16 protein-coding genes are annotated in these 18,101 nt (G+C 64.9%); 7 read left to right on the top strand and 9 right to left on the bottom strand.

Annotation, left to right across the window (positions count from 1 at the left end):
* Positions 1 to 62 precede the first annotated feature (62 nt).
* On the bottom strand, positions 63 to 767 hold the full coding sequence (locus RTI28_RS07010; protein WP_316919774.1) for a VacJ family lipoprotein: 705 nt from the start codon (positions 765 to 767) through the stop codon (positions 63 to 65).
* 177 nt (positions 768 to 944) lie between these two features.
* Between RTI28_RS07010 and RTI28_RS07005 the strand changes: the two genes are divergently transcribed.
* Together RTI28_RS07005 and RTI28_RS07000 are read left to right on the top strand one after the other, a co-directional pair.
* Positions 945 to 1,535 carry a phosphonoacetaldehyde phosphonohydrolase-related protein gene (locus tag RTI28_RS07005; RefSeq protein WP_316919773.1) on the top strand — a complete coding sequence of 197 codons (591 nt, stop codon included), beginning with the start codon at positions 945 to 947 and terminating at the stop codon, positions 1,533 to 1,535.
* Between the two features lie 122 nt (positions 1,536 to 1,657).
* Positions 1,658 to 1,921 carry a DUF4404 family protein gene (locus RTI28_RS07000; protein ID WP_316919772.1) on the top strand — a complete coding sequence of 88 codons (264 nt, stop codon included), beginning with the start codon at positions 1,658 to 1,660 and terminating at the stop codon, positions 1,919 to 1,921.
* A 55-nt stretch (positions 1,922 to 1,976) separates the two neighbouring features.
* On the opposite strand, the gene queF is transcribed toward RTI28_RS07000, so the two are convergent.
* Positions 1,977 to 2,807, bottom strand: coding sequence for an NADPH-dependent 7-cyano-7-deazaguanine reductase QueF (gene queF / locus RTI28_RS06995; RefSeq protein WP_316919771.1), 831 nt, complete (start codon positions 2,805 to 2,807; stop codon positions 1,977 to 1,979).
* Between the two features lie 57 nt (positions 2,808 to 2,864).
* The gene (locus RTI28_RS06990; protein ID WP_316919770.1) at positions 2,865 to 3,350 is read right to left on the bottom strand and encodes a cupredoxin family protein; all 486 of its coding nucleotides are present in this window, start codon (positions 3,348 to 3,350) and stop codon (positions 2,865 to 2,867) included.
* A gap of 149 nt (positions 3,351 to 3,499) precedes the next feature.
* Between RTI28_RS06990 and RTI28_RS06985 the strand changes: the two genes are divergently transcribed.
* Together RTI28_RS06985 and RTI28_RS06980 are read left to right on the top strand one after the other, a co-directional pair.
* Positions 3,500 to 4,180 carry a heavy metal response regulator transcription factor gene (locus RTI28_RS06985; protein WP_316919769.1) on the top strand — a complete coding sequence of 227 codons (681 nt, stop codon included), beginning with the start codon at positions 3,500 to 3,502 and terminating at the stop codon, positions 4,178 to 4,180.
* Positions 4,177 to 5,520 (top strand): heavy metal sensor histidine kinase, encoded by a 1,344-nt coding sequence (locus RTI28_RS06980; protein WP_316919868.1) that lies wholly within the window; start codon positions 4,177 to 4,179, stop codon positions 5,518 to 5,520. Before RTI28_RS06985 ends, RTI28_RS06980 begins: the two co-directional genes overlap by 4 nt.
* A gap of 6 nt (positions 5,521 to 5,526) precedes the next feature.
* Here RTI28_RS06980 and RTI28_RS06975 read toward each other — a convergent pair whose 3' ends face one another.
* The 3 genes from RTI28_RS06975 to RTI28_RS06965 form a co-directional block, all read right to left on the bottom strand.
* Positions 5,527 to 6,771, bottom strand: coding sequence for a lipoprotein-releasing ABC transporter permease subunit (locus RTI28_RS06975; protein ID WP_316919768.1), 1,245 nt, complete (start codon positions 6,769 to 6,771; stop codon positions 5,527 to 5,529).
* A 67-nt stretch (positions 6,772 to 6,838) separates the two neighbouring features.
* Positions 6,839 to 7,522 (bottom strand): lipoprotein-releasing ABC transporter ATP-binding protein LolD, encoded by a 684-nt coding sequence (gene lolD / locus RTI28_RS06970; RefSeq protein WP_316919767.1) that lies wholly within the window; start codon positions 7,520 to 7,522, stop codon positions 6,839 to 6,841.
* Between the two features lie 7 nt (positions 7,523 to 7,529).
* Positions 7,530 to 8,780 (bottom strand): lipoprotein-releasing ABC transporter permease subunit, encoded by a 1,251-nt coding sequence (locus RTI28_RS06965; RefSeq protein ID WP_316919766.1) that lies wholly within the window; start codon positions 8,778 to 8,780, stop codon positions 7,530 to 7,532.
* A gap of 94 nt (positions 8,781 to 8,874) precedes the next feature.
* Here RTI28_RS06965 and RTI28_RS06960 point away from each other — a divergent pair, with 94 nt between their 5' ends.
* Both RTI28_RS06960 and RTI28_RS06955 read left to right on the top strand, forming a co-directional pair.
* Positions 8,875 to 9,462 carry a PilZ domain-containing protein gene (locus RTI28_RS06960; RefSeq protein WP_316919765.1) on the top strand — a complete coding sequence of 196 codons (588 nt, stop codon included), beginning with the start codon at positions 8,875 to 8,877 and terminating at the stop codon, positions 9,460 to 9,462.
* Positions 9,463 to 9,496: 34 nt separating this feature from the next.
* Positions 9,497 to 10,219 (top strand): glycerophosphodiester phosphodiesterase, encoded by a 723-nt coding sequence (locus tag RTI28_RS06955; RefSeq protein ID WP_316919764.1) that lies wholly within the window; start codon positions 9,497 to 9,499, stop codon positions 10,217 to 10,219.
* A gap of 42 nt (positions 10,220 to 10,261) precedes the next feature.
* On the opposite strand, the gene sthA is transcribed toward RTI28_RS06955, so the two are convergent.
* The 3 genes from sthA to RTI28_RS06940 form a co-directional block, all read right to left on the bottom strand.
* A complete protein-coding gene (gene sthA / locus RTI28_RS06950) occupies positions 10,262 to 11,656 on the bottom strand; it encodes a Si-specific NAD(P)(+) transhydrogenase (protein WP_316919763.1) in 1,395 nt (464 codons plus the stop codon).
* A gap of 171 nt (positions 11,657 to 11,827) precedes the next feature.
* Complete coding sequence (locus RTI28_RS06945; protein WP_316919762.1) at positions 11,828 to 12,847, bottom strand: FAD:protein FMN transferase; 1,020 nt, start codon at positions 12,845 to 12,847, stop codon at positions 11,828 to 11,830.
* A 166-nt stretch (positions 12,848 to 13,013) separates the two neighbouring features.
* Entirely contained in the window at positions 13,014 to 14,477 is a 1,464-nt protein-coding gene (locus RTI28_RS06940) for a glyceraldehyde-3-phosphate dehydrogenase (RefSeq protein WP_316919761.1), read from the bottom strand.
* A 169-nt stretch (positions 14,478 to 14,646) separates the two neighbouring features.
* On the opposite strand from RTI28_RS06940, the gene mfd reads away from it, so the two are divergent.
* Complete coding sequence (gene mfd / locus RTI28_RS06935) at positions 14,647 to 18,096, top strand: transcription-repair coupling factor (protein WP_316919760.1); 3,450 nt, start codon at positions 14,647 to 14,649, stop codon at positions 18,094 to 18,096.
* The last annotated feature ends 5 nt before the right edge of the window (positions 18,097 to 18,101 follow it).

Genomic DNA, 18,101 nt, shown 5'->3' with positions numbered 1-18,101 from the left:
CCCCTCTCCCCCACAAAAAAAGGCGACCCGAAGGTCGCCTTTTGCATGGCCCGAAGCACCGATCAGAAATCGTCTTCGACCTGACCGTCCTTGACCTTGAACTCGCGGTTCTGCAGGTAGGCATTGCGGATGAAGATGTACTTGTCGCCCTGGATCATCTTCTCCGCCGACAGCAGGCTGGCGCGGGTGTCCACCACATCGACGGCGCGCAGGGTGTTGCGGGTCGGTACGTGGTCGATGTACTGGTAGGGCTCGGTGTAGGTGTCCGGGTACTTGCCGATGGCATCGCGCACGGTGCTCGGGCCGAGCAGCGGCAGCATCACGTACGGACCGCTACCGATCCCCCAGTAGCCGAGGGTCTGGCCGAAGTCTTCGTCGTTGCGCTGCAGGCCCATCCTGGTGCCGACGTCGAAGAAGCCGCCGAGACCGAAGGTGGTGTTGACGATCAGCCGCGCGGTATCGACACCCGCCGCGTGCGGCTTGAGCTGGAGGATGTTGTTGGCCAGGTTGGTCACGTCCCCCAGGTTGAGGAACATGTTGTGGATACCGTCTTCCAGGAACTGCGGGGTGATCCACTGGTAGCCCTGGGCGATGGGTTTCAGCGCGTAGGTATCGACCGTGTCGTTGAAACGGAAGATTGGCCGGTTGACCGCTTCCCAAGGGTCCTCCTCGGTGGCCGCCTGGGCCGCGAAAGGCGCCAGCAGCGCGGTCGCGCAGACACTGGCCCGGAACCAACGATCGAGCACTCCCGTACCGATCCCACGCATAACTATCTCTCCTGGATGAACACTGAACGGGGCGCTGCGGCCCCGCGCGAAATTGAACGAGTATAAAGCCTCGCAGCGCCGGCGTCGCAAATAGTTGACGCCCAGGCCTTCACCCAGGCGTCACCAAACCGTCATCGAGGCCCGGTAACGTCCCTGCTATTTCAGGGATGTCTGCCAATGCCACACGCTCCCGCGTTCACTGCGCTGCTGTTCGGACTCCGTGGCTGCCTGGTCGATTTCGGCGGGCGCAGCCTGGAGGCTGCCGAGCATGCTCCGGTCCAGCCCACCCCCGGCGCCCTCGAGGTGCTCGACTGGCTGCGCCGCCACGACGTGCCCTGTGCCTGGCTGGACGATGTCGCGCCTGCGCACGGCGAGCACCTGAGCAGGCCCCTGCCCGACTGGCTGCGGGCGGTCCATCACGGTGCGGCGAAACCCTGGCCGGCACCGGACGCCTGCTGGCAAGCGCTGATGCAGATCGAAGCCGGACGCCTCGACGGTTGCGTGCTGATCAGCGGCGAGCCGCGGCTGCTCCAGGCGGGGCTCAACGCCGGCCTGTGGACCATCGGCCTGGCCGCCTGCGGGCCGTTGTGCGGCCTGTCGGAAACGCAGTGGCAGGCCCTGGACGACAAGCAGCGCGAACACAAGCGCGGCAAGGCCACCCTGCAACTGTTCGGCCTGGGCGTGCATTCGGTGATCGATCATCTGCAGGAGCTGGCGGACTGCCTGGCGGATATCGGCCAGCGCCGGCTCAAGGGGGAAAAGCCCTGACGGGGCGCTTGATCCGGATCATGCAAAGCGCCAGCGGGTGGATTACTCTGTGAAGCGGGACATGGACCTTTCGCCCTCGGCCGGGGTCCATGGCTGTGCCTATCGAGATAAGGGAGATCACCATGCCTGCCCGCGACCTGCAACAGCAACTCGACACCCTGCGCGAGCAACTGGAGCAAAACCCGCCGCTGTCCCTGGAAGAGCGTGAACACCTGCAGCAGCTGATGCAGCAGATCGACGCCCAGATCAAACTGGAGGCCGCGATCCAGGACAACAACCTGGTGGATGGCGTCAACCTCGCCGTCGAACGCTTCGAAGTCGATCACCCCGGGCTGACCGCCACCTTGCGCAATATCGTTCAGAGCCTGCAGAGCATGGGGATCTGAGACTCGCCTGAAACGACAAAGCCCGTCAAATGACGGGCTTTGTCGTTCTGCAGCCTTACTGGCGCACCAGACGCCGGTTATCCACATCCACCGGCCCGGTGCTGCGGTACGGATTGATATCCAGCCCACCCCGCCGCACATAGCGCGCATACACCGTCAGATACTGCGGATCCAGCAGACGCTTGAGATCCAGCCAGATCCGCTCCACGCATTGCTCATGGAAGTCCGCATGCTGGCGGAAGCTGATCAGGTAGCTGAGCAGGCTCGCGGCATCCAGCTCCGGCCCGCGATACTCCACCACCACACTGCCCCAGTCCGGCTGGCCGGTGACCGGACAGTTGGACTTGAGCAGATGGCTGTGCAGCACCTGGTCAACTTGTTTCTCTTTATTGCAGCGCAGCAGTTCAGGCTGCGGCTGCTCGTAGTTGCTGATGCTGACATCGAGGTCGTCGATGCACTGGCCCGGCAGACTGATCACACCCTCGCCCGCCACTTCGTCCAGGCTGCGAATGCGCACGCCCACCGGCCTGCCGGCAGCGGCGCTCAAATCCTTCTCCAGGCAGGCCTGCAACGCGACCGGCGACTCGAACACGGTCTGGTTCAGGGAGTTGAGATAGAGCTTGAACGACTTGGATTCGATGATGTTCGGCGAATCCGCGGGAATGGCGAACTCGCCGATGGCTACCACCGGCTTGCCCGACGGCAGCAGCCAGGACAGCTCGAAGCAGTTCCAGAAGTCGATGCCGTGCCATGGCAGGCTGTCACCGATGACGCCCAGTTCGGCCCATTTCGCCAGGCGCGGGATGGGGAACAGCAGGGACGGCGTGTAGGTGGAAACGTATTCGCTGGATTTACCCAGCGGTGAATGTTCTGCAGCAGGGTGCATGGCTCAAACCTGAAGGACGAAATGCCCCTAGTCTATCGGGTTTGCGCCTCGCGTTGGTCACTGGGCGATGTTCAGCTTGCCGACCATGCCCGCCTGGTAGTGCCCCGGCACATTGCAGGCGAACTCGATGGGCGCGGACGTGCGGAAGGTCCAGGTCAGCTCGCCGCGCTGGCCGGGCTGGACCATGACCATGTTCGGATCGGCGTGGGTCATGCCGTGGTCCATGCCGCCATGCCCCATCTTCGAATGATCCATCTGCGCCATGGCGAGCATCTGCTTCTGGTGCTCGGCATGCATGGCAGCATCGCCCAGGTTGAATTCGTGAGCCACCTGGCCCTTGTTGATCACCACGAAACGCACGGTTTCGCCGGCCTTGACCTCGATGTTGCGGGGTTCGAAGTACATGTCGCCCAGCGTCACTTCGATGGTGCGCGTGGCCTTGGCCGCCGCGGCCGGCTGGCCGAAGGAGAAGCCGTGCTCGGGCGCGGCCATGACCGGCAGGCTGAGCAGGGCGAGAACGGCGGCGGCAAGTGCGGATTTCATGGGGGTACCTCGTGTCGATCGATTCATGACGCCATTGTGCGCGGTCCGCGCTGGCGTCGACCTGACGAAAAGATTACAACTTTGTCAGCTTTGCCCTGCCCGTCCGCCGGACAGGTATAACGTCACCGTCGCCCACCTCCGAGAGCCCCATGAAACTGCTGATCGTCGAAGACCAGGCCAAGACCGGCCAGTACCTGCGCCAGGGCCTCAGCGAGGCCGGATTCAGTACCGAGCTGGCCAACGATGGCGAGACCGGCCAGTTCATGGCCCTGACCGGCGACTACGACCTGCTGATTCTCGATGTGATGCTGCCCGGCCGCGACGGCTGGCAGATCCTCCAGGCGGTGCGCGAAGCCGGGCAGAATGTGCCAGTGCTGTTCCTGACCGCCCGTGACGCCGTCGAGGATCGGGTCCACGGCCTGGAACTGGGCGCCGACGATTACCTGGTGAAGCCCTTCGCCTTCTCCGAACTGCTGGCCCGGGTGCGCACCCTGCTGCGCCGCGGCACCGCGCCAACCCAGGAAACCACCCTGGGCCTGGCCGACCTGCGTCTGGACCTGATCCGCCGCCGCGTCGAACGCGCCGGCCAGCGCCTCGATCTCACCGCCAAGGAGTTCGCCCTGCTGGAGCTGCTGCTTCGCCGCCAGGGCGAGGTGCTGCCCAAGTCGCTGATCGCCTCGCAGGTCTGGGACATGAATTTCGACAGCGACACCAACGTCATCGAGGTAGCGATCCGCCGCCTGCGCCTGAAGATCGACGACGCCCACGACAACAAGCTGATTCATACGGTGCGCGGCATGGGCTACGTGCTCGAAGAGCGGCCGGCCTGATGCCGCGCCTGTCCCTCGGTGCGCGCCTGGCCCTGCTGTTCGCCGCCTGTACCGCCGTGGTCTCGCTGCTGGCGGGGATTCTCTTCAGCCGCGCCAGCGAGAAACACTTCATCGAACTGGACCAGCAACTGCTCGGCAGTCGCCTGCCGGTGCTGCAGCGCATGCTCGCCGGGGTCGACAGCCCGAGCAGCCTGGCGCCACGCCTGGGCGAACTGAAGGAAGAACTGGCTCACCAGACCGACCTGGCCCTGCGCCTGCGCGGCAATGATGGCCAGATCTGGTTCGACAGCCGCGCGAACCTCCCCGCCAGCGCCAGCACGGCGGGGCTGACCACCCTGCACGACGGGCAGATCGCCTGGCGCGGGCTCGCCGTGCAGCTGCCGGCGCTGCAACTGACCCTGTTTCTCGATATCACCCACCACCAGCATTTCCTCCAGCGCATGCAGCACCTGATCTGGCTGACCGTCGGCCTCAGCGCCCTGGCCACCGCGCTGCTCGGCATCTGGGCCGCGCGCAGCGGCTTGCGTCCGCTGCGGCGGATGGGCGAGGTCGCCGCCAGTGTCTCGGCGCGCTCGCTGACCACGCGCCTGCCCGCGGAACAGATGCCGGTGGAACTGGCGGAACTGGCCGCCACGGTCAACGCCATGCTCGAACGCCTCGACGACGCCTTCCAGCGCCTCTCGGCGTTTTCCGCGGACATTGCCCATGAATTGCGCACCCCCTTGTCGAACCTGCTGACCCACACCCAGGTCACCCTGACCCGCCCCCGCAGTCTCGACGAATACCGCGAGGCCCTGCACGGCAACCTCGAAGAGCTGCAATGGATGGCGCAGATGGTCAACGACATGCTCTACCTGGCCAAGGCCGACCATGGTCTGCTGATGCCCAATCGCGAGCCGCTGGCGCTGGATCAGGAAGTGGATGCCTTGCTGGAGTACTACGCGCCGCTGGCCGAGGACGCCGGGGTCGCGCTGCAGCGCAGTGGCCAGGCCACGCTGGGCGGCGACCGCCATATGCTGCGCCGGGCCCTGTCCAACCTGCTGGACAACGCGCTGCGCTTCACCCCGCCGAACGGGGAAATCGGGGTAGGCATCGAGGAAAGCGACGGAACAATCCGCCTGGAAGTGGCCAATCGCGGCGAACCGATCGATGCGGCGCAACTGCCACGTCTCTTTGACCGCTTCTACCGCGCCGATCCCGCGCGCCGGGCCGGCAGCAGCGAACACGCCGGACTGGGCCTGGCGATCACCCAATCCATCGTCCGCGCCCATGGCGGGACCATTCGCGCCGAATCGACGGCGGGCTGGACCCGATTCATCATCGAGCTGCCCACCGCCTGAGCCGGCTTATTCGTAACGCAGGGCCAGCGCCGGCTCCACCTGCGAAGCGCGCCAGGCCGGATACAGGGTGGCGAGGAAGCTCATCACCAGGCCGGCCGTGCAGATCAACGCCACATCGCCCCATTGCAGCTCCGACGGCAGCGAGCTGATGAAGTACACGTCGGAGGTGAAGATGTGCTGGCCGCTGACCCGCTCGATCCAGCTGACCACGTCACTGACGTTCAGCGCCAGCGCCACGCCGAGCACGCCGCCGATCAACGTGCCGACCACGCCGATCAGGCTGCCCTGGACCATGAAGGTGCCCATGATCTGCCCCGGCGTCGCACCGATGGTGCGCAGGATGGCGATGTCCGCGCCCTTGTCGTTCACCACCATGATCAGGGTGGCGATGATGTTGAACGCGGCCACGGCGATGATCATCAGCAGCAACAGGCCGATCATGGTCTTTTCCATCTTCATCGCGCTGAACAGACTGCCCTGGGTGTGGGTCCAGTCATCGGCGCGATAGCGCTCGCCCAGGCTCGCGGCAATGGACGCCGACACCGCCGGCGCCGCGTACAGGTCCTTGAGCTTGAGGCGCACGCTCTGCACCTGGTTCGGCGCCCAGCGCTGCATTTCCGCGGCGTCGGCGACGTGGATCATGGCCATGGAGCCGTCCAGCTCGGCACCGACCTTGAAGATGCCGACCACGTTCAGGCGCTGCATGCGCGGAGTGATGCCGCCCGGCTCGCTGCTCACTTCCGGGACGATCAGGGTCAGCTTGTCGCCGACGTTGAGGCGGAAGCGCCGCGCGGTGATCTCGCCGATGACCACACCGAACTCACCGGGCTTGAGGTCTTCCAGACGGCCCTGGACGATGTGTTCGGTGACGATGGAGACCTTGCCTTCCTGCGCCGGGTCGATACCGCTGACCTGGATCGGCTGCATCGAGCCCTTGTAGGAGAGCATGCCTTCCATCTCGGTGAAGGGCACCGCGGCGATCACCTCGGGATTCTTCAGCGCGGCAGCGGCCACCGGCTGCCAGTCGTCCAGCGGGTTGACCCCGACGATCATGGCATGGGGCACCATGCCGAGGATCCGCGAACTCATTTCGCGCTGGAAACCGTTCATCACCGACAACACCGTGATCATCGCCAGCACGCCCAGGGACAGGCCGATCATCGAGGTCATGGAAATGAACGAGATGAAATGGTTGCGGCGCTTGGCGCGGGTGTAGCGCGCGCCGATGAAGATTGACAGGGGTCTGAACATGAAGTGATGCACCCAGGCAAGGAAAACGACCAGGGCGCCCGGCAACGGCACGGGCGCCCGCCACACGTCAGATCGGGACCAGCTGGCCCTCTTCCAGACGCAGCACGCGGTCCATCTGCCGCGCCAGGTTCAGATCGTGGGTCACGACCAGGAAGGCGGTCTGCGACGAAGTGCTCAGCTCGCGCATCAGATCCTGGATGCCCTGGGCAGTGTGCTGGTCGAGGTTGCCGGTGGGCTCGTCGAGCATCACCAGTCCCGGCCGGTTGACCAGCGCCCGGGCGATCGCCACGCGCTGGCGTTCGCCGCCGGACAGCTCCGCCGGCTTGTGGTTGAGGCGATGGCCGAGGCCGACACGCTTGAGCAATGCCTCGGCGCGCTCGCGGGCCTCCGGAATCGCGGTGCGGCCGATCAGCAGCGGCATGCACACGTTCTCCAGGGCGGTGAACTCCGGCAGCAGGTGGTGGAACTGGTAGACGAAGCCCAGCGCACGGTTGCGCAGCAGGCCGCGGGCGCGCTCGCCGAGGGCCGAGAGTTCCTCGCCGGCCAGCCAGACGCTGCCTTCGCTCGGCGTATCGAGACCGCCCAGCAGGTTGAGCAAGGTACTCTTGCCCGACCCCGAGCTACCGACGATGGCCACCCGCTCTCCGGCGAACAGTTCCAGTTGCAGGTTCGACAGCACCTGCACCTTCTCCGGGCCTTCTTCATAAGACTTGCCCAGGCTGCGGCAACTCAGTACGGCTTTATCACTCATGCCCAACTCACTCATAACGTAGCGCCTCCGCGGGCTGGGTGCGTGCCGCACGCCAGGCCGGATACAGGGTGGCGAGGAAACTCAGGACCAACGCCGCGCCGCAGACCATCCAGACGTCCTCGGCCATGATCCGGGACGGCAGGTAGTCGATGAAATAGACGTCGGCGTTGAGGAATTTGTGCCCGATCAGGCGCTCCAGGCCGGCGATGGCGGCGCTGACATTGAGCGCCGCGGCGATCCCGACAGCGGCACCGATGGCCGTGCCGACCACGCCGATGATGGTGCCCTGGACCATGAAGATCGCCATGATCTGCCGCGGCGTCGAACCCAGGGTACGGAGGATGGCGATGTCGCCGCGCTTGTCGTTGACCACCATGACCAGGGTAGAAATGATGTTGAACGCCGCCACCGCGACGATCAGCAGCAGGAGCAGGCCGATCATCGCCTTCTCCATGCGGATCGCCTGGTACAGGTTGCCGTAGCTGCGGGTCCAGTCGCGCGCGTAGAACTCGCGGTCGCCCAGCTGGCGGGCGATGTTGTAGGCATTGCGCGGGGCCTGGAACAGGTCATCGAACTTCAGGCGCAGGCCCTGGACCTGGTCGGCCTTCCAGCGGTGCAGGCGCGACAGGTCGGAGAGATTGGTCAGGCCGAGGTAGCCGTCGATCTCGCCGGCGCCGACGTGGAAGGTGCCGACCACGGTGAAGCGCTTCATGCGCGGGAACATCCCGGCCGGGGTCACGGTGACTTCCGGGGCGACGAAGGTCAGCTTGTCGCCGATGCCCACACCCAGCTTGGCCGCGGCCTTGTCGCCGATGAGGATGCCGAAGCCGCCCGGCTCCAGGTCTTCAAGACGGCCCTGCTGGATGAAGTTGCCGATGATCGAAACCTTGCGCTCCTGCGCCGGGTCAATACCGTTGAGCAGGACTTTCTGTACCTTGCCCTCGTGGGTCAGCAAACCCTGCATCTGGGTGAACGGCGCCACGTCCAGCACCGACGGATTCTGCTTTACTTCAGCAGCGAGGGCCGGCCAGTCGTTGAGCGGCTGCCCGGTCTCCAGCGTGGCATGCGGGACCATGCCGAGGACGCGGGTACGCATCTCGTGGTCGAAGCCATTCATGACCGAGAGCACCACGATCATCACCACCACGCCCAGGGCGAGGCCGATCATCGAGGTCAGGGAAATGAACGAGACGAAGTGGTTGCGGCGCTTGGCACGGGTGTAGCGCGTACCGATGAATACGAAGAGAGGTCTGAACATGTCGGGGCTTGTTCGGATGAAAGAGGAACGTCCTTGTGGCGGGGGCAGGACAGCGGATTTACACTCAGACCACCGCCGTAACCATGGGTTCGCCATGTCGACATTAGATGAAGAAGATCGCCGCGAATACTATCGTATCGAGGACCGGATCGCACTGGAAATTAGCCCGCTGAGCGCGGCGGACGCCCTTGGCACAGACTTGTTGCAGGATGATTCACCGCTCTTCAACCTGCTCAGCGAACTGCACCTGAGCGAGTTCGAATCGCAGCACCTGCTGCGCCAGCTCAGCGAGAAGGACCGGACCCTGGCGGCCTTCCTCAAGGCCCAGAACAAGCGCATCGACCTGCTCAGCGCGGTGCTCGCGCAGACCCTGATCGGGCAGATCGGCGCCCCGCAGGCGGTGACCCTGTCCGAAGGCGGGGTCGAGTTCAGCAATCCCGAGGCCTTCGCCCCCGGCACTCGCGTGGCGGTGAAGATGGTCCTGATGCCCCGTGCCTCCGGCCTCCTGCTGCGCGCCCGAGTCACCCATTGCGACAAGCTGGCCGACGGTCACTATGACATCGGCACCGAATTCGTCGATATCAGCGATGCCCAGCGCCAGCTGCTGGCCCGCTATATCCTGCAGCGCCAGCAACAGCAACGCCGCCAGGCCCTGGAACAGAACGACCCGCCAGTTTCCTGAGTTTCAGTTCTCAGTCTTACTTGAAGGAACAAACGTGACGCAGATTTACGGCCATCGTGGCGCCAAGGGCGAAGCCCCGGAAAACACCCTGACCAGCTTCCAGCAGTGCCTGAAACACGGCGTGCGGCGCTGCGAACTCGACCTGCACCTGTCGGCCGACAACGAGCTGATGGTGATCCATGACCCGACGCTCAAGCGCACCACCGGCCGCCGCGGCAAGGTGGTGGAGCACAGCGCCGCCGAGCTGGTGACCTACGACGCGCGCAAGGGCGGCCCGGGCTGGGTACAGCCCTGCCCCGTCCCGCGCCTTGAGGAACTGTTCGAGAAGTGCGACTTCGAGCACTGGCAACTGGAAGTGAAGAGCGCCTCGCGTACCCGCGCCGCCACCACGGTGCTGGCGATCCGCGAGATGGCCCAGCGCTTCGGCCTGCTGGACAAGGTGACCATCACCTCCAGCTCGCGGGAAGTGCTCGGCGCGGCCCAGGAGCTGGTACCGGACATTTCCCGTGGACTGGTGGCGGAATACGCCTGGCTCGACCCGCTGAAGGTCGCGCAGAACTACGGCTGTGAATTGCTGGCGCTGAACTGGACGCACTGCAGCCCCGAGCGCCTGGTCAAGGCCCAGCGCCAGGGACTGCACGTGTCGGTGTGGACGGTCAACGAACCGGCGCTGATGCGCCGGCTCGCCGACTTCGGCGTAGACAGCCTGATTACAGACTTTCCCGGTTTGGCCAGCGCCACCCTCGAGAATCGCTGAAATCGGTCTCCCCGGCTGGCTCAGGCCACCGGCCGGAGCCGCTCAAAAAAGCCGGTTGAGGCCATCGTAGGCAGCTACCCGATAGGCCTCGGCCATGGTCGGGTAGTTGAAGGTGGTGTTGACGAAATACTTCAGCGTATTGCGCTCACCCGGCTGGTCCATGATGGCCTGGCCGATATGGACGATCTCCGAAGCCTGGTAGCCGAAGCAGTGCACGCCAAGGATCTCCAGGGTCTCGCGGTGGAACAGGATCTTCAGCATGCCTTGCGGCTCGCCGGCGATCTGCGCGCGGGCCATGCTCTTGAAGAAGGCCTTGCCCACTTCGTAGGGCACCTTGGCCTGGGTCAGTTCCTGCTCGTTCTTGCCGATCGAGCTGATCTCCGGAATGGTGTAGATGCCGGTCGGCACATCGTTGACGAAGCGCCAACTGCCGTTGTCGACGATGCTGCCGGCGGCCGAACGGCCCTGGTCGTGGGCGGCACTGGCCAGGCTCGGCCAGCCGATCACGTCACCGGCGCCGTAGATGTTCGGCACCTGGGTCCGATAGGCTTCGTCGACTTCGATCTGGCCACGGCTGTTGACCTTGACGCCGATGTTCTCCAGCCCCAGCCGGTCGGTGTTGCCGGTACGGCCGTTGCACCACAGCAAGGCGTCGGCCTTGATCTTCTTGCCCGACTTCAGGTGCAGGATCACTCCGTTGTCCAGGCCTTCGACGCGCTCGTACTCTTCGTTGTGGCGCACGGTGATGTTGTTGTTGCTGAAGTGGTAGCTCAGGGCCTGGGAGATTTCCGAGTCGAGGAAGCTGAGCAACTGACCACGGTTGTCCACCAGTTCCACCAGCACGCCGAGGCCGCTGAAGATCGAGGCGTATTCGCAACCGATCACACCGGCGCCGTAGACGATCAGTTTGCGCGGGGTGTGCCCGAGGCTGAGGATGGTGTCGCTGTCGTAGATGCGCGGGTGGTGGAAATCGATATCGGCCGGGCGATACGGACGCGAACCGGTGGCGATGATGATGTGCTTGGCCACCAGCTTCTCGACCACGCCGTTGGCGCAGACCACTTCCACGGTCTGCTCGTCGGCGAAGCTGCCGGTACCGAAGAACACGTCGACGCGGTTGCGCGCGTAGTAGCCGGTGCGCGAGGCGACCTGCTTGGAAATGACCTTCTCGGCGCTCTTCAGTACATCGGGGAACGAGAACCAGCGCGGCTCACCAATGGCCCGGAACATCGGGTTGGTGTTGAACTGCATGATCTGGCGCACCGAGTGACGCAGGGCCTTGGACGGGATGGTGCCCAGATGGGTGCAGTTGCCGCCGACCTGACGACGGCTATCGACCATCGCAACCTTGCGTCCTGCTTTGGCGGCATTCATTGCCGCCCCTTCTCCTGCGGGGCCGGAACCCAGCACCACTACGTCGTAGTTGTAGACAGCCATGCGTACTCCTTCAGAACAGGCCCGGGCGCCTGGCCGGCGTCCCGGGGCTAGATCATGTGCCCGGCGGGCCCCATGAAAAAATTCGGGTGCAGTCTAATCAAGCTTCAGTGGCGCGCACATTAACCCTTGGTCGCGTCGTAGGCTATTTTTCTCTGCACTACATGCAAGACATCATTGTTTGTTTTCAGCCGCGCCTGTAGCGACGACCCGCGCGAAGGCCGGGGTCACACGGACACTGAAACCGCTATCGGCACGCAGCACGAAAACCGCGGCCAGGTCCTGCGCCACGGCGAACTCCCAGCCCTGTTCCGGGCCGAGAATCAGCAACAGCGTGGAATACCCGTCGGCCACCAGCGCCGACGAATCGAACACCGTCACCGCCGCCAGTGCATGCGCCACCGGCCGGCCGAGACGGGCATCGAAGGTGTGGGAAAAACGCTGGCCATTTTCCTCGAAATAGTTGCGGTAGTCACCTGACGTCGACACGCCGAGACCATCGACGCTGAGGATCTGCTCGGCAATCTGGCGATCTTCCCTGGGCAGCTCCAGGGCCACGCGCCAGGCGCTGCCGTCGGGCTTGCGACCCAGCGCCTTGAGCTCGCCGGTGACCTCCACCAGCTGGTTGTCGATACCCAGCGCGCGCAGGCGCGCGGCGATCAGGTCGACAGCGTAGCCGGCGACGACGCTGTCGAAGTCCAGTTCCAGGGCGATGTCCTTGCACAGCTGGTCGCCGTCGATGCGCAGATACCCCTGTCCGACGCGCTGGCGCGTCTCGGCCAGGCGTTGTGGATCGGGGACCTTCTGTTCACGGGATTGCGGACCGAAGCCCCAGAGGTTCATCAGCGGCTCGACGCTCAGGTCGAAGGCGCCACCGCTTTCGCGCCACAGGGTGTCGCCGAAGCGGACTAGCTCGAGCACGTCTTGCGGCATGGCCTGGCAGCTACCGGCAGGCAACTGGTTGAAGGTGCTGACCAGGGAATCGCCGCGGTAGGTGGAGAAGTGCTGGTCGAGGGTGGCGAGGATGCTTTCGATTTCCTGTTTGACCTGGCTGGCATCCGGGCCGTTGGCCGGCGGCACGTATTGCACGGTGTAGGTGCTGCCCATGGTCGGGCCGCTGATGCGCTCGACCGGGTCAGATTCTCCACAACCGGTCAGGGCAAGGGCACAGAAGACACTCAGGATTGTTTTCAAATCGGTCCACCTTTGACTCGAAGGCCGCTTTGCGACCTTTCGCGGGCTTGCGCGGACGCCCGTAGGAGCGTGGCTTGCCCGCGAAGGACCGCAGAGCGGTCCCGGAATTCACCGCAAAAAAAACGGGAACCCGAAGGCTCCCGTTCTTTTCAACACACCAGCAAGCTTAGCGTGGGAATGCAGGCGGGTTCACACCAGCCATGTCTTCCATCACGCGCACAACCTGGCAGCTGTAACCGAATTCGTTGTCGTACCAGACGTACAGGACAACACGGTTTTCGTTGCAGATGGTGGCTTCGGCGTCGACCACACCGGCGTGGCGCGAACCGACGAAGTCGGTGGAGACCACTTCCTGGGAGCTCACGTAGTCGATCTGCTTGTGCAGCTCGGAATGCATGGCGGTCTGGCGCAGGTACTCGTTCAACTCTTCGCGAGTGGTGGCCTTTTCCAGGTTCAGGTTGAGGATCGCCATGGAGACGTTCGGCGTCGGAACGCGGATGGCGTTGCCGGTCAGCTTGCCCTTCAGCACCGGCAGTGCCTTGGCGGCTGCGGTGGCGGCGCCGGTCTCGGTGATGACCATGTTCAGCGGCGCGGCGCGACCGCGACGGCTGCCCTTGTGGAAGTTGTCGATCAGGTTCTGGTCGTTGGTGAACGAGTGAACGGTTTCGACGTGGCCGTTGACGATGCCGTACTGGTCATTCAGCGCCTTCAGCACCGGCACGATGGCGTTGGTGGTGCAGGAAGCGGCAGAGATGATCTTGTCGTCGGCGGTGATGTCGCCGTGGTTGATGCCGTGAACGATGTTCTTCAGCGCGCCCTTGCCAGGTGCGGTGAGGATCACGCGAGCGGCGCCCGGGCAGGCCAGGTGCTGACCCAGACCCTCGGCATCACGCCATACGCCGGTATTGTCGACGATCAGGGCGTTCTCGATGCCGTACTGGGTGTAGTCGACTTCGCTCGGCGCCTTGGCGTAGATCACCTGGATCAGGTTGCCGTTGGCGGTGATGGTGTTGTTCTCTTCGTCGACGGTGATGGTGCCGTCGAACGGGCCGTGAACCGAGTCACGACGCAGCAGGCTGGCACGCTTGATCAGGTCGTTGGTCGCACCCTTGCGCACGACGATGGCACGCAGGCGCAGGCCGTCGCCGCCACCGGTCTTCTCGATCAGGATGCGCGCCAGCAGGCGGCCGATGCGACCGAAGCCGTACAGGACGACGTCGGTGCCTTTGCGTGCGGAAGCGTTCTGCTGACCGACGACGTCAGCCAGCTCTTCGCGAACGAACTGCTCGACGCTGCGGCCATTGCCTTCCAGCTTGAACTTGTTGGCCAGCTTGCCTAGGTCGACCGAAGCGGCGCCCAGTTTCAGCTCGCTCATGGCCTTGAGCAGTGGGAATGTCTCGTGGACGGACAGTTCGGTTTCGTCGGTCTGGCGATGGCGAGCAAAGCGGTGGGCCTTGAGGATCGCGATCACCGAACGGTTGATCAGGCTACGGCCATAGATCGAGCTCACCACGTTGTTGTTGCGGTAGAGCTGACCGATAAGCGGGATCATCGCTTCGGCAAGTGCTTCACGATCGATCCACTCACCAAGACACTGGTCGGGCTTCTGAGTCACGGGAACCTTCCACATGTAGGGACAGAAAAAAGGGGCTACATTATGACGCCGTGCCGCGCTTCGAGCAATGCGCGCCTGTCGTCACCGTCCTTCCACGCCAATTAGCCCGGCACAAGCCTTACGGCACGGGCCTTCGCCCGGTACAATCGGTGTCTTTGTCGCAACGCTTGGAGCTCGACCTCCCGTGCCTGTTCTGCGTCTACCGCACCTGCCGGCCACCGCCGGCAAACAAACCTGGGGCAACCTGCCCGGCGCCGCCCTGAGCCTGGCCATCGCCGAGGCCGCCAGCGCCGCCAAACGCTTCACCCTGCTGCTCACCGCCGACAGCCAGAGCGCCGACCGGCTGGAGCAGGAGCTGCGCTTCTTCGCGCCGGAGCTGGCGGTACTGCCCTTCCCCGACTGGGAAACCCTGCCCTACGACCTGTTCTCGCCGCACCAGGACATCATCTCGCAGCGCATCGCCAGCCTGTACCGCCTGCCGGAGCTGGACCACGGCATCCTCGTCGTGCCGGTCACCACCGCCCTGCACCGCCTGGCGCCGACCAGTTTCCTGCTCGGCAGCAGCCTGGTCCTCGATGTCGGCCAGAAGCTCGATGTCGAACAGATGCGCACGCGCCTGGAAGCCAGCGGCTACCGCTGCGTCGACACGGTCTACGAGCACGGCGAGTTCGCCGTGCGTGGCGCCCTGATCGACCTGTTCCCCATGGGCAGCAAGCTGCCCTACCGCATCGACCTGTTCGACGACGAGATCGAGACGCTGCGCACCTTCGATCCGGAAACCCAGCGCTCGATCGACAAGGTCGACTCGGTGCGCCTGCTGCCGGCACGGGAATTCCCCCTGCAGAAGGAGGCGGTGACCCGCTTCAAGGCGCGTTTCCGCGAACGTTTCGACGTGGATTTCCGCCGCAGTCCGATCTTCCAGGACCTCACCAGCGGCATCATCCCCGCCGGCATCGAGTACTACCTGCCGCTGTTCTTCGAGGAAACCTCGACCCTGTTCGACTACCTGCCGCAGGACACCCAGGTGTTCTCCCTGCCCGGCGTGGAGCAGGCCGCCGAGCATTTCTGGAACGATGTGCGCGGGCGCTACGAAGAACGCCGCATCGATCCGAACCGGCCGTTGCTGCCGCCCGCCGAGCTGTTCCTGCCGGTGGAAGACTGCTTCGCCAGGCTGAAGGGCTGGCCGCGGATCGTGGTCAGCAGCGATGACCTCGACGCAGGCGTCGGCCGCGAACGCTTCCCGGCGCACAAGCTGCCGAACCTGGCGATCGAGGCCAAGGCCAGCCAGCCGCTGGCGGCGCTCGCCGAGTTCCTCGACCAGTTCCCCGGTCGCGTGCTGTTCACCGCCGAATCGGCGGGCCGCCGCGAAGTCCTCCTGGAACTGCTGGAACGCCTGAAGCTGCGCCCGCAGACGGTGGACAGCTGGCTCGACTTCGTCACCGGCAAGGCGCGCCTGGCGATCACCATCGCCCCGCTCGACGACGGCCTGGTACTGGAAGACCCGGCCCTGGCCCTGGTCGCCGAGAGCCCGCTGTTCGGCCAGCGCGTGATGCAGCGCCGACGCCGGGAGAAACGCAGCGACGCCAGCAACGACGCGGTCATCAAGAACCTCACCGAACTGCGCGAAGGCGCCCCGGTGGTGCATATCGACCATGGCGTCGGGCGCTACCTGGGCCTGGCGACCCTGGAGATCGACCACCAGGCCGCCGAGTTCCTCACCCTCGAATACGCCGAGGGCGCCAAGCTCTACGTGCCGGTGGCCAACCTGCACCTGATTGCCCGCTACACCGGCAGCGACGACGCCCTTGCCCCGCTGCACCGGCTCGGCTCCGAGGCCTGGCAGAAGGCCAAGCGCAAGGCCGCCGAGCAGGTCCGCGACGTCGCCGCCGAGCTCCTCGACATCTATGCGCGTCGCGCCGCACGCAAGGGCTACGCCTTTGCCGACCCGGCCGCCGACTACGCCGCCTTCAGCGCCGGCTTCCCCTTCGAGGAAACCCCGGACCAGCAGAACGCCATCGAAGCGGTGCGCGAGGACATGCTGGCGGCCAAGCCGATGGATCGCCTGGTCTGCGGCGACGTCGGCTTCGGCAAGACCGAGGTGGCCATGCGCGCCGCCTTCATCGCCGTGCACAGCGGCCGCCAGGTAGCGATCCTGGTGCCCACCACCCTGCTCGCCCAGCAGCACTACAACAGCTTCCGCGACCGCTTCGCCGACTGGCCGGTGAGCGTCGAAGTGATGAGTCGCTTCAAGTCGGCCAAGGAAGTCGGCACGGCCATGACCGAGCTGAGCGAAGGCAAGATCGACATCGTCATCGGCACCCACAAGCTGTTGCAGGACGACGTCAAGTTCAAGGACCTGGGCCTGGTCATCATCGACGAGGAACACCGTTTCGGCGTGCGCCAGAAGGAGCAGTTGAAGGCGCTGCGCAGCGAAGTGGACATCCTCACCCTGACCGCCACGCCGATCCCGCGCACCCTGAACATGGCGGTGTCGGGCATGCGCGACCTGTCGATCATCGCCACCCCGCCGGCGCGACGCCTGTCGGTGCGCACCTTCGTCATGGAGCAGAACAAGAGCACGATCAAGGAAGCACTGCTGCGCGAGCTGCTGCGCGGCGGCCAGGTCTACTACCTGCACAACGATGTGAAGAGCATCGAGAAGTGCGCCAGCGACCTCGCCGAACTGGTGCCCGAAGCGCGCATCGGCATCGGCCACGGGCAGATGCGCGAACGCGAACTCGAACAGGTGATGAGCGACTTCTACCACAAGCGCTTCAACGTGCTGATCGCCTCGACCATCATCGAGACCGGCATCGACGTGCCGAGCGCCAACACCATCATCATCGAGCGCGCCGACAAGTTCGGCCTGGCCCAGTTGCACCAGTTGCGCGGCCGGGTCGGACGCAGCCACCACCAGGCCTACGCCTACCTGCTGACGCCGCCGCGGCAGCAGATCACCGCCGATGCGGAAAAGCGCCTGGAAGCCATCGCCAACACCCAGGACCTCGGTGCCGGCTTCGTCCTCGCCACCAACGACCTGGAAATCCGCGGCGCCGGCGAACTGCTCGGCGAAGGCCAGAGCGGCCAGATCCAGGCCGTGGGCTTCACCCTGTACATGGAAATGCTCGAGCGCGCGGTCAAGGCCATTCGCAAGGGCACCCAGCCGAACCTCGACCAGCCGCTGGGCGGCGGCCCGGAAATCAACCTGCGCCTGCCGGCGCTGATTCCCGAGGACTACCTGCCCGACGTGCATGCCCGGCTGATCCTGTACAAGCGCATCGCCTCGGCGCTCGACGAGGACGGCCTGAACGACCTGCAGGTCGAGATGATCGACCGCTTCGGCCTGCTGCCCGAGCCGACCAAGAACCTGATCCGCCTGACCCTGCTCAAGCTGCAGGCGGAGAAACTCGGGATCAAGAAGGTCGACGCCGGCCCGCAAGGCGGCAAGATCGAATTCGAAAGCGAGACCCCGGTGGACCCGCTGGTCCTCATCAAGCTGATCCAGGGCCAGCCCAAGCGCTACAAGTTCGAAGGCGCGACTCAATTCAGGTTCATGGTGCCCATGGAGCGCGCCGATGAACGTTTCTCGACACTGGAAGCGCTGCTCGAGCGCCTTACCCCGCAAACCGCTTAAGGAAG

Origin of the sequence: Pseudomonas sp. zfem002 (assembly GCF_032621685.1) — a bacterium.
GTDB classification, from domain to species: domain Bacteria; phylum Pseudomonadota; class Gammaproteobacteria; order Pseudomonadales; family Pseudomonadaceae; genus Aquipseudomonas; species Aquipseudomonas japonica.
The sequence above is the reverse complement of the archived record's forward strand: the minus strand, read 5'-3'. Positions and strand labels throughout refer to the sequence as shown.

Bases quoted from the DNA above. Each gene is read 5' to 3' on its own strand.
- RTI28_RS06960 (WP_316919765.1), top strand. From the start codon at position 8,875: ATGTCGACATTAGATGAAGAAGATCGCCGCGAATACTATCGTATCGAG.
- RTI28_RS06965 (WP_316919766.1), bottom strand. From the start codon at position 8,780: ATGTTCAGACCTCTCTTCGTATTCATCGGTACGCGCTACACCCGTGCC.
- RTI28_RS07005 (WP_316919773.1), top strand. From the start codon at position 945: ATGCCACACGCTCCCGCGTTCACTGCGCTGCTGTTCGGACTCCGTGGC.
- RTI28_RS06985 (WP_316919769.1), top strand. From the start codon at position 3,500: ATGAAACTGCTGATCGTCGAAGACCAGGCCAAGACCGGCCAGTACCTG.
- lolD (WP_316919767.1), bottom strand. From the start codon at position 7,522: ATGAGTGATAAAGCCGTACTGAGTTGCCGCAGCCTGGGCAAGTCTTAT.
- RTI28_RS07010 (WP_316919774.1), bottom strand. From the start codon at position 767: ATGCGTGGGATCGGTACGGGAGTGCTCGATCGTTGGTTCCGGGCCAGT.
- sthA (WP_316919763.1), bottom strand. From the start codon at position 11,656: ATGGCTGTCTACAACTACGACGTAGTGGTGCTGGGTTCCGGCCCCGCA.
- RTI28_RS06990 (WP_316919770.1), bottom strand. From the start codon at position 3,350: ATGAAATCCGCACTTGCCGCCGCCGTTCTCGCCCTGCTCAGCCTGCCG.
- RTI28_RS06940 (WP_316919761.1), bottom strand. From the start codon at position 14,477: ATGTGGAAGGTTCCCGTGACTCAGAAGCCCGACCAGTGTCTTGGTGAG.
- RTI28_RS06975 (WP_316919768.1), bottom strand. From the start codon at position 6,771: ATGTTCAGACCCCTGTCAATCTTCATCGGCGCGCGCTACACCCGCGCC.
- queF (WP_316919771.1), bottom strand. From the start codon at position 2,807: ATGCACCCTGCTGCAGAACATTCACCGCTGGGTAAATCCAGCGAATAC.
- RTI28_RS07000 (WP_316919772.1), top strand. From the start codon at position 1,658: ATGCCTGCCCGCGACCTGCAACAGCAACTCGACACCCTGCGCGAGCAA.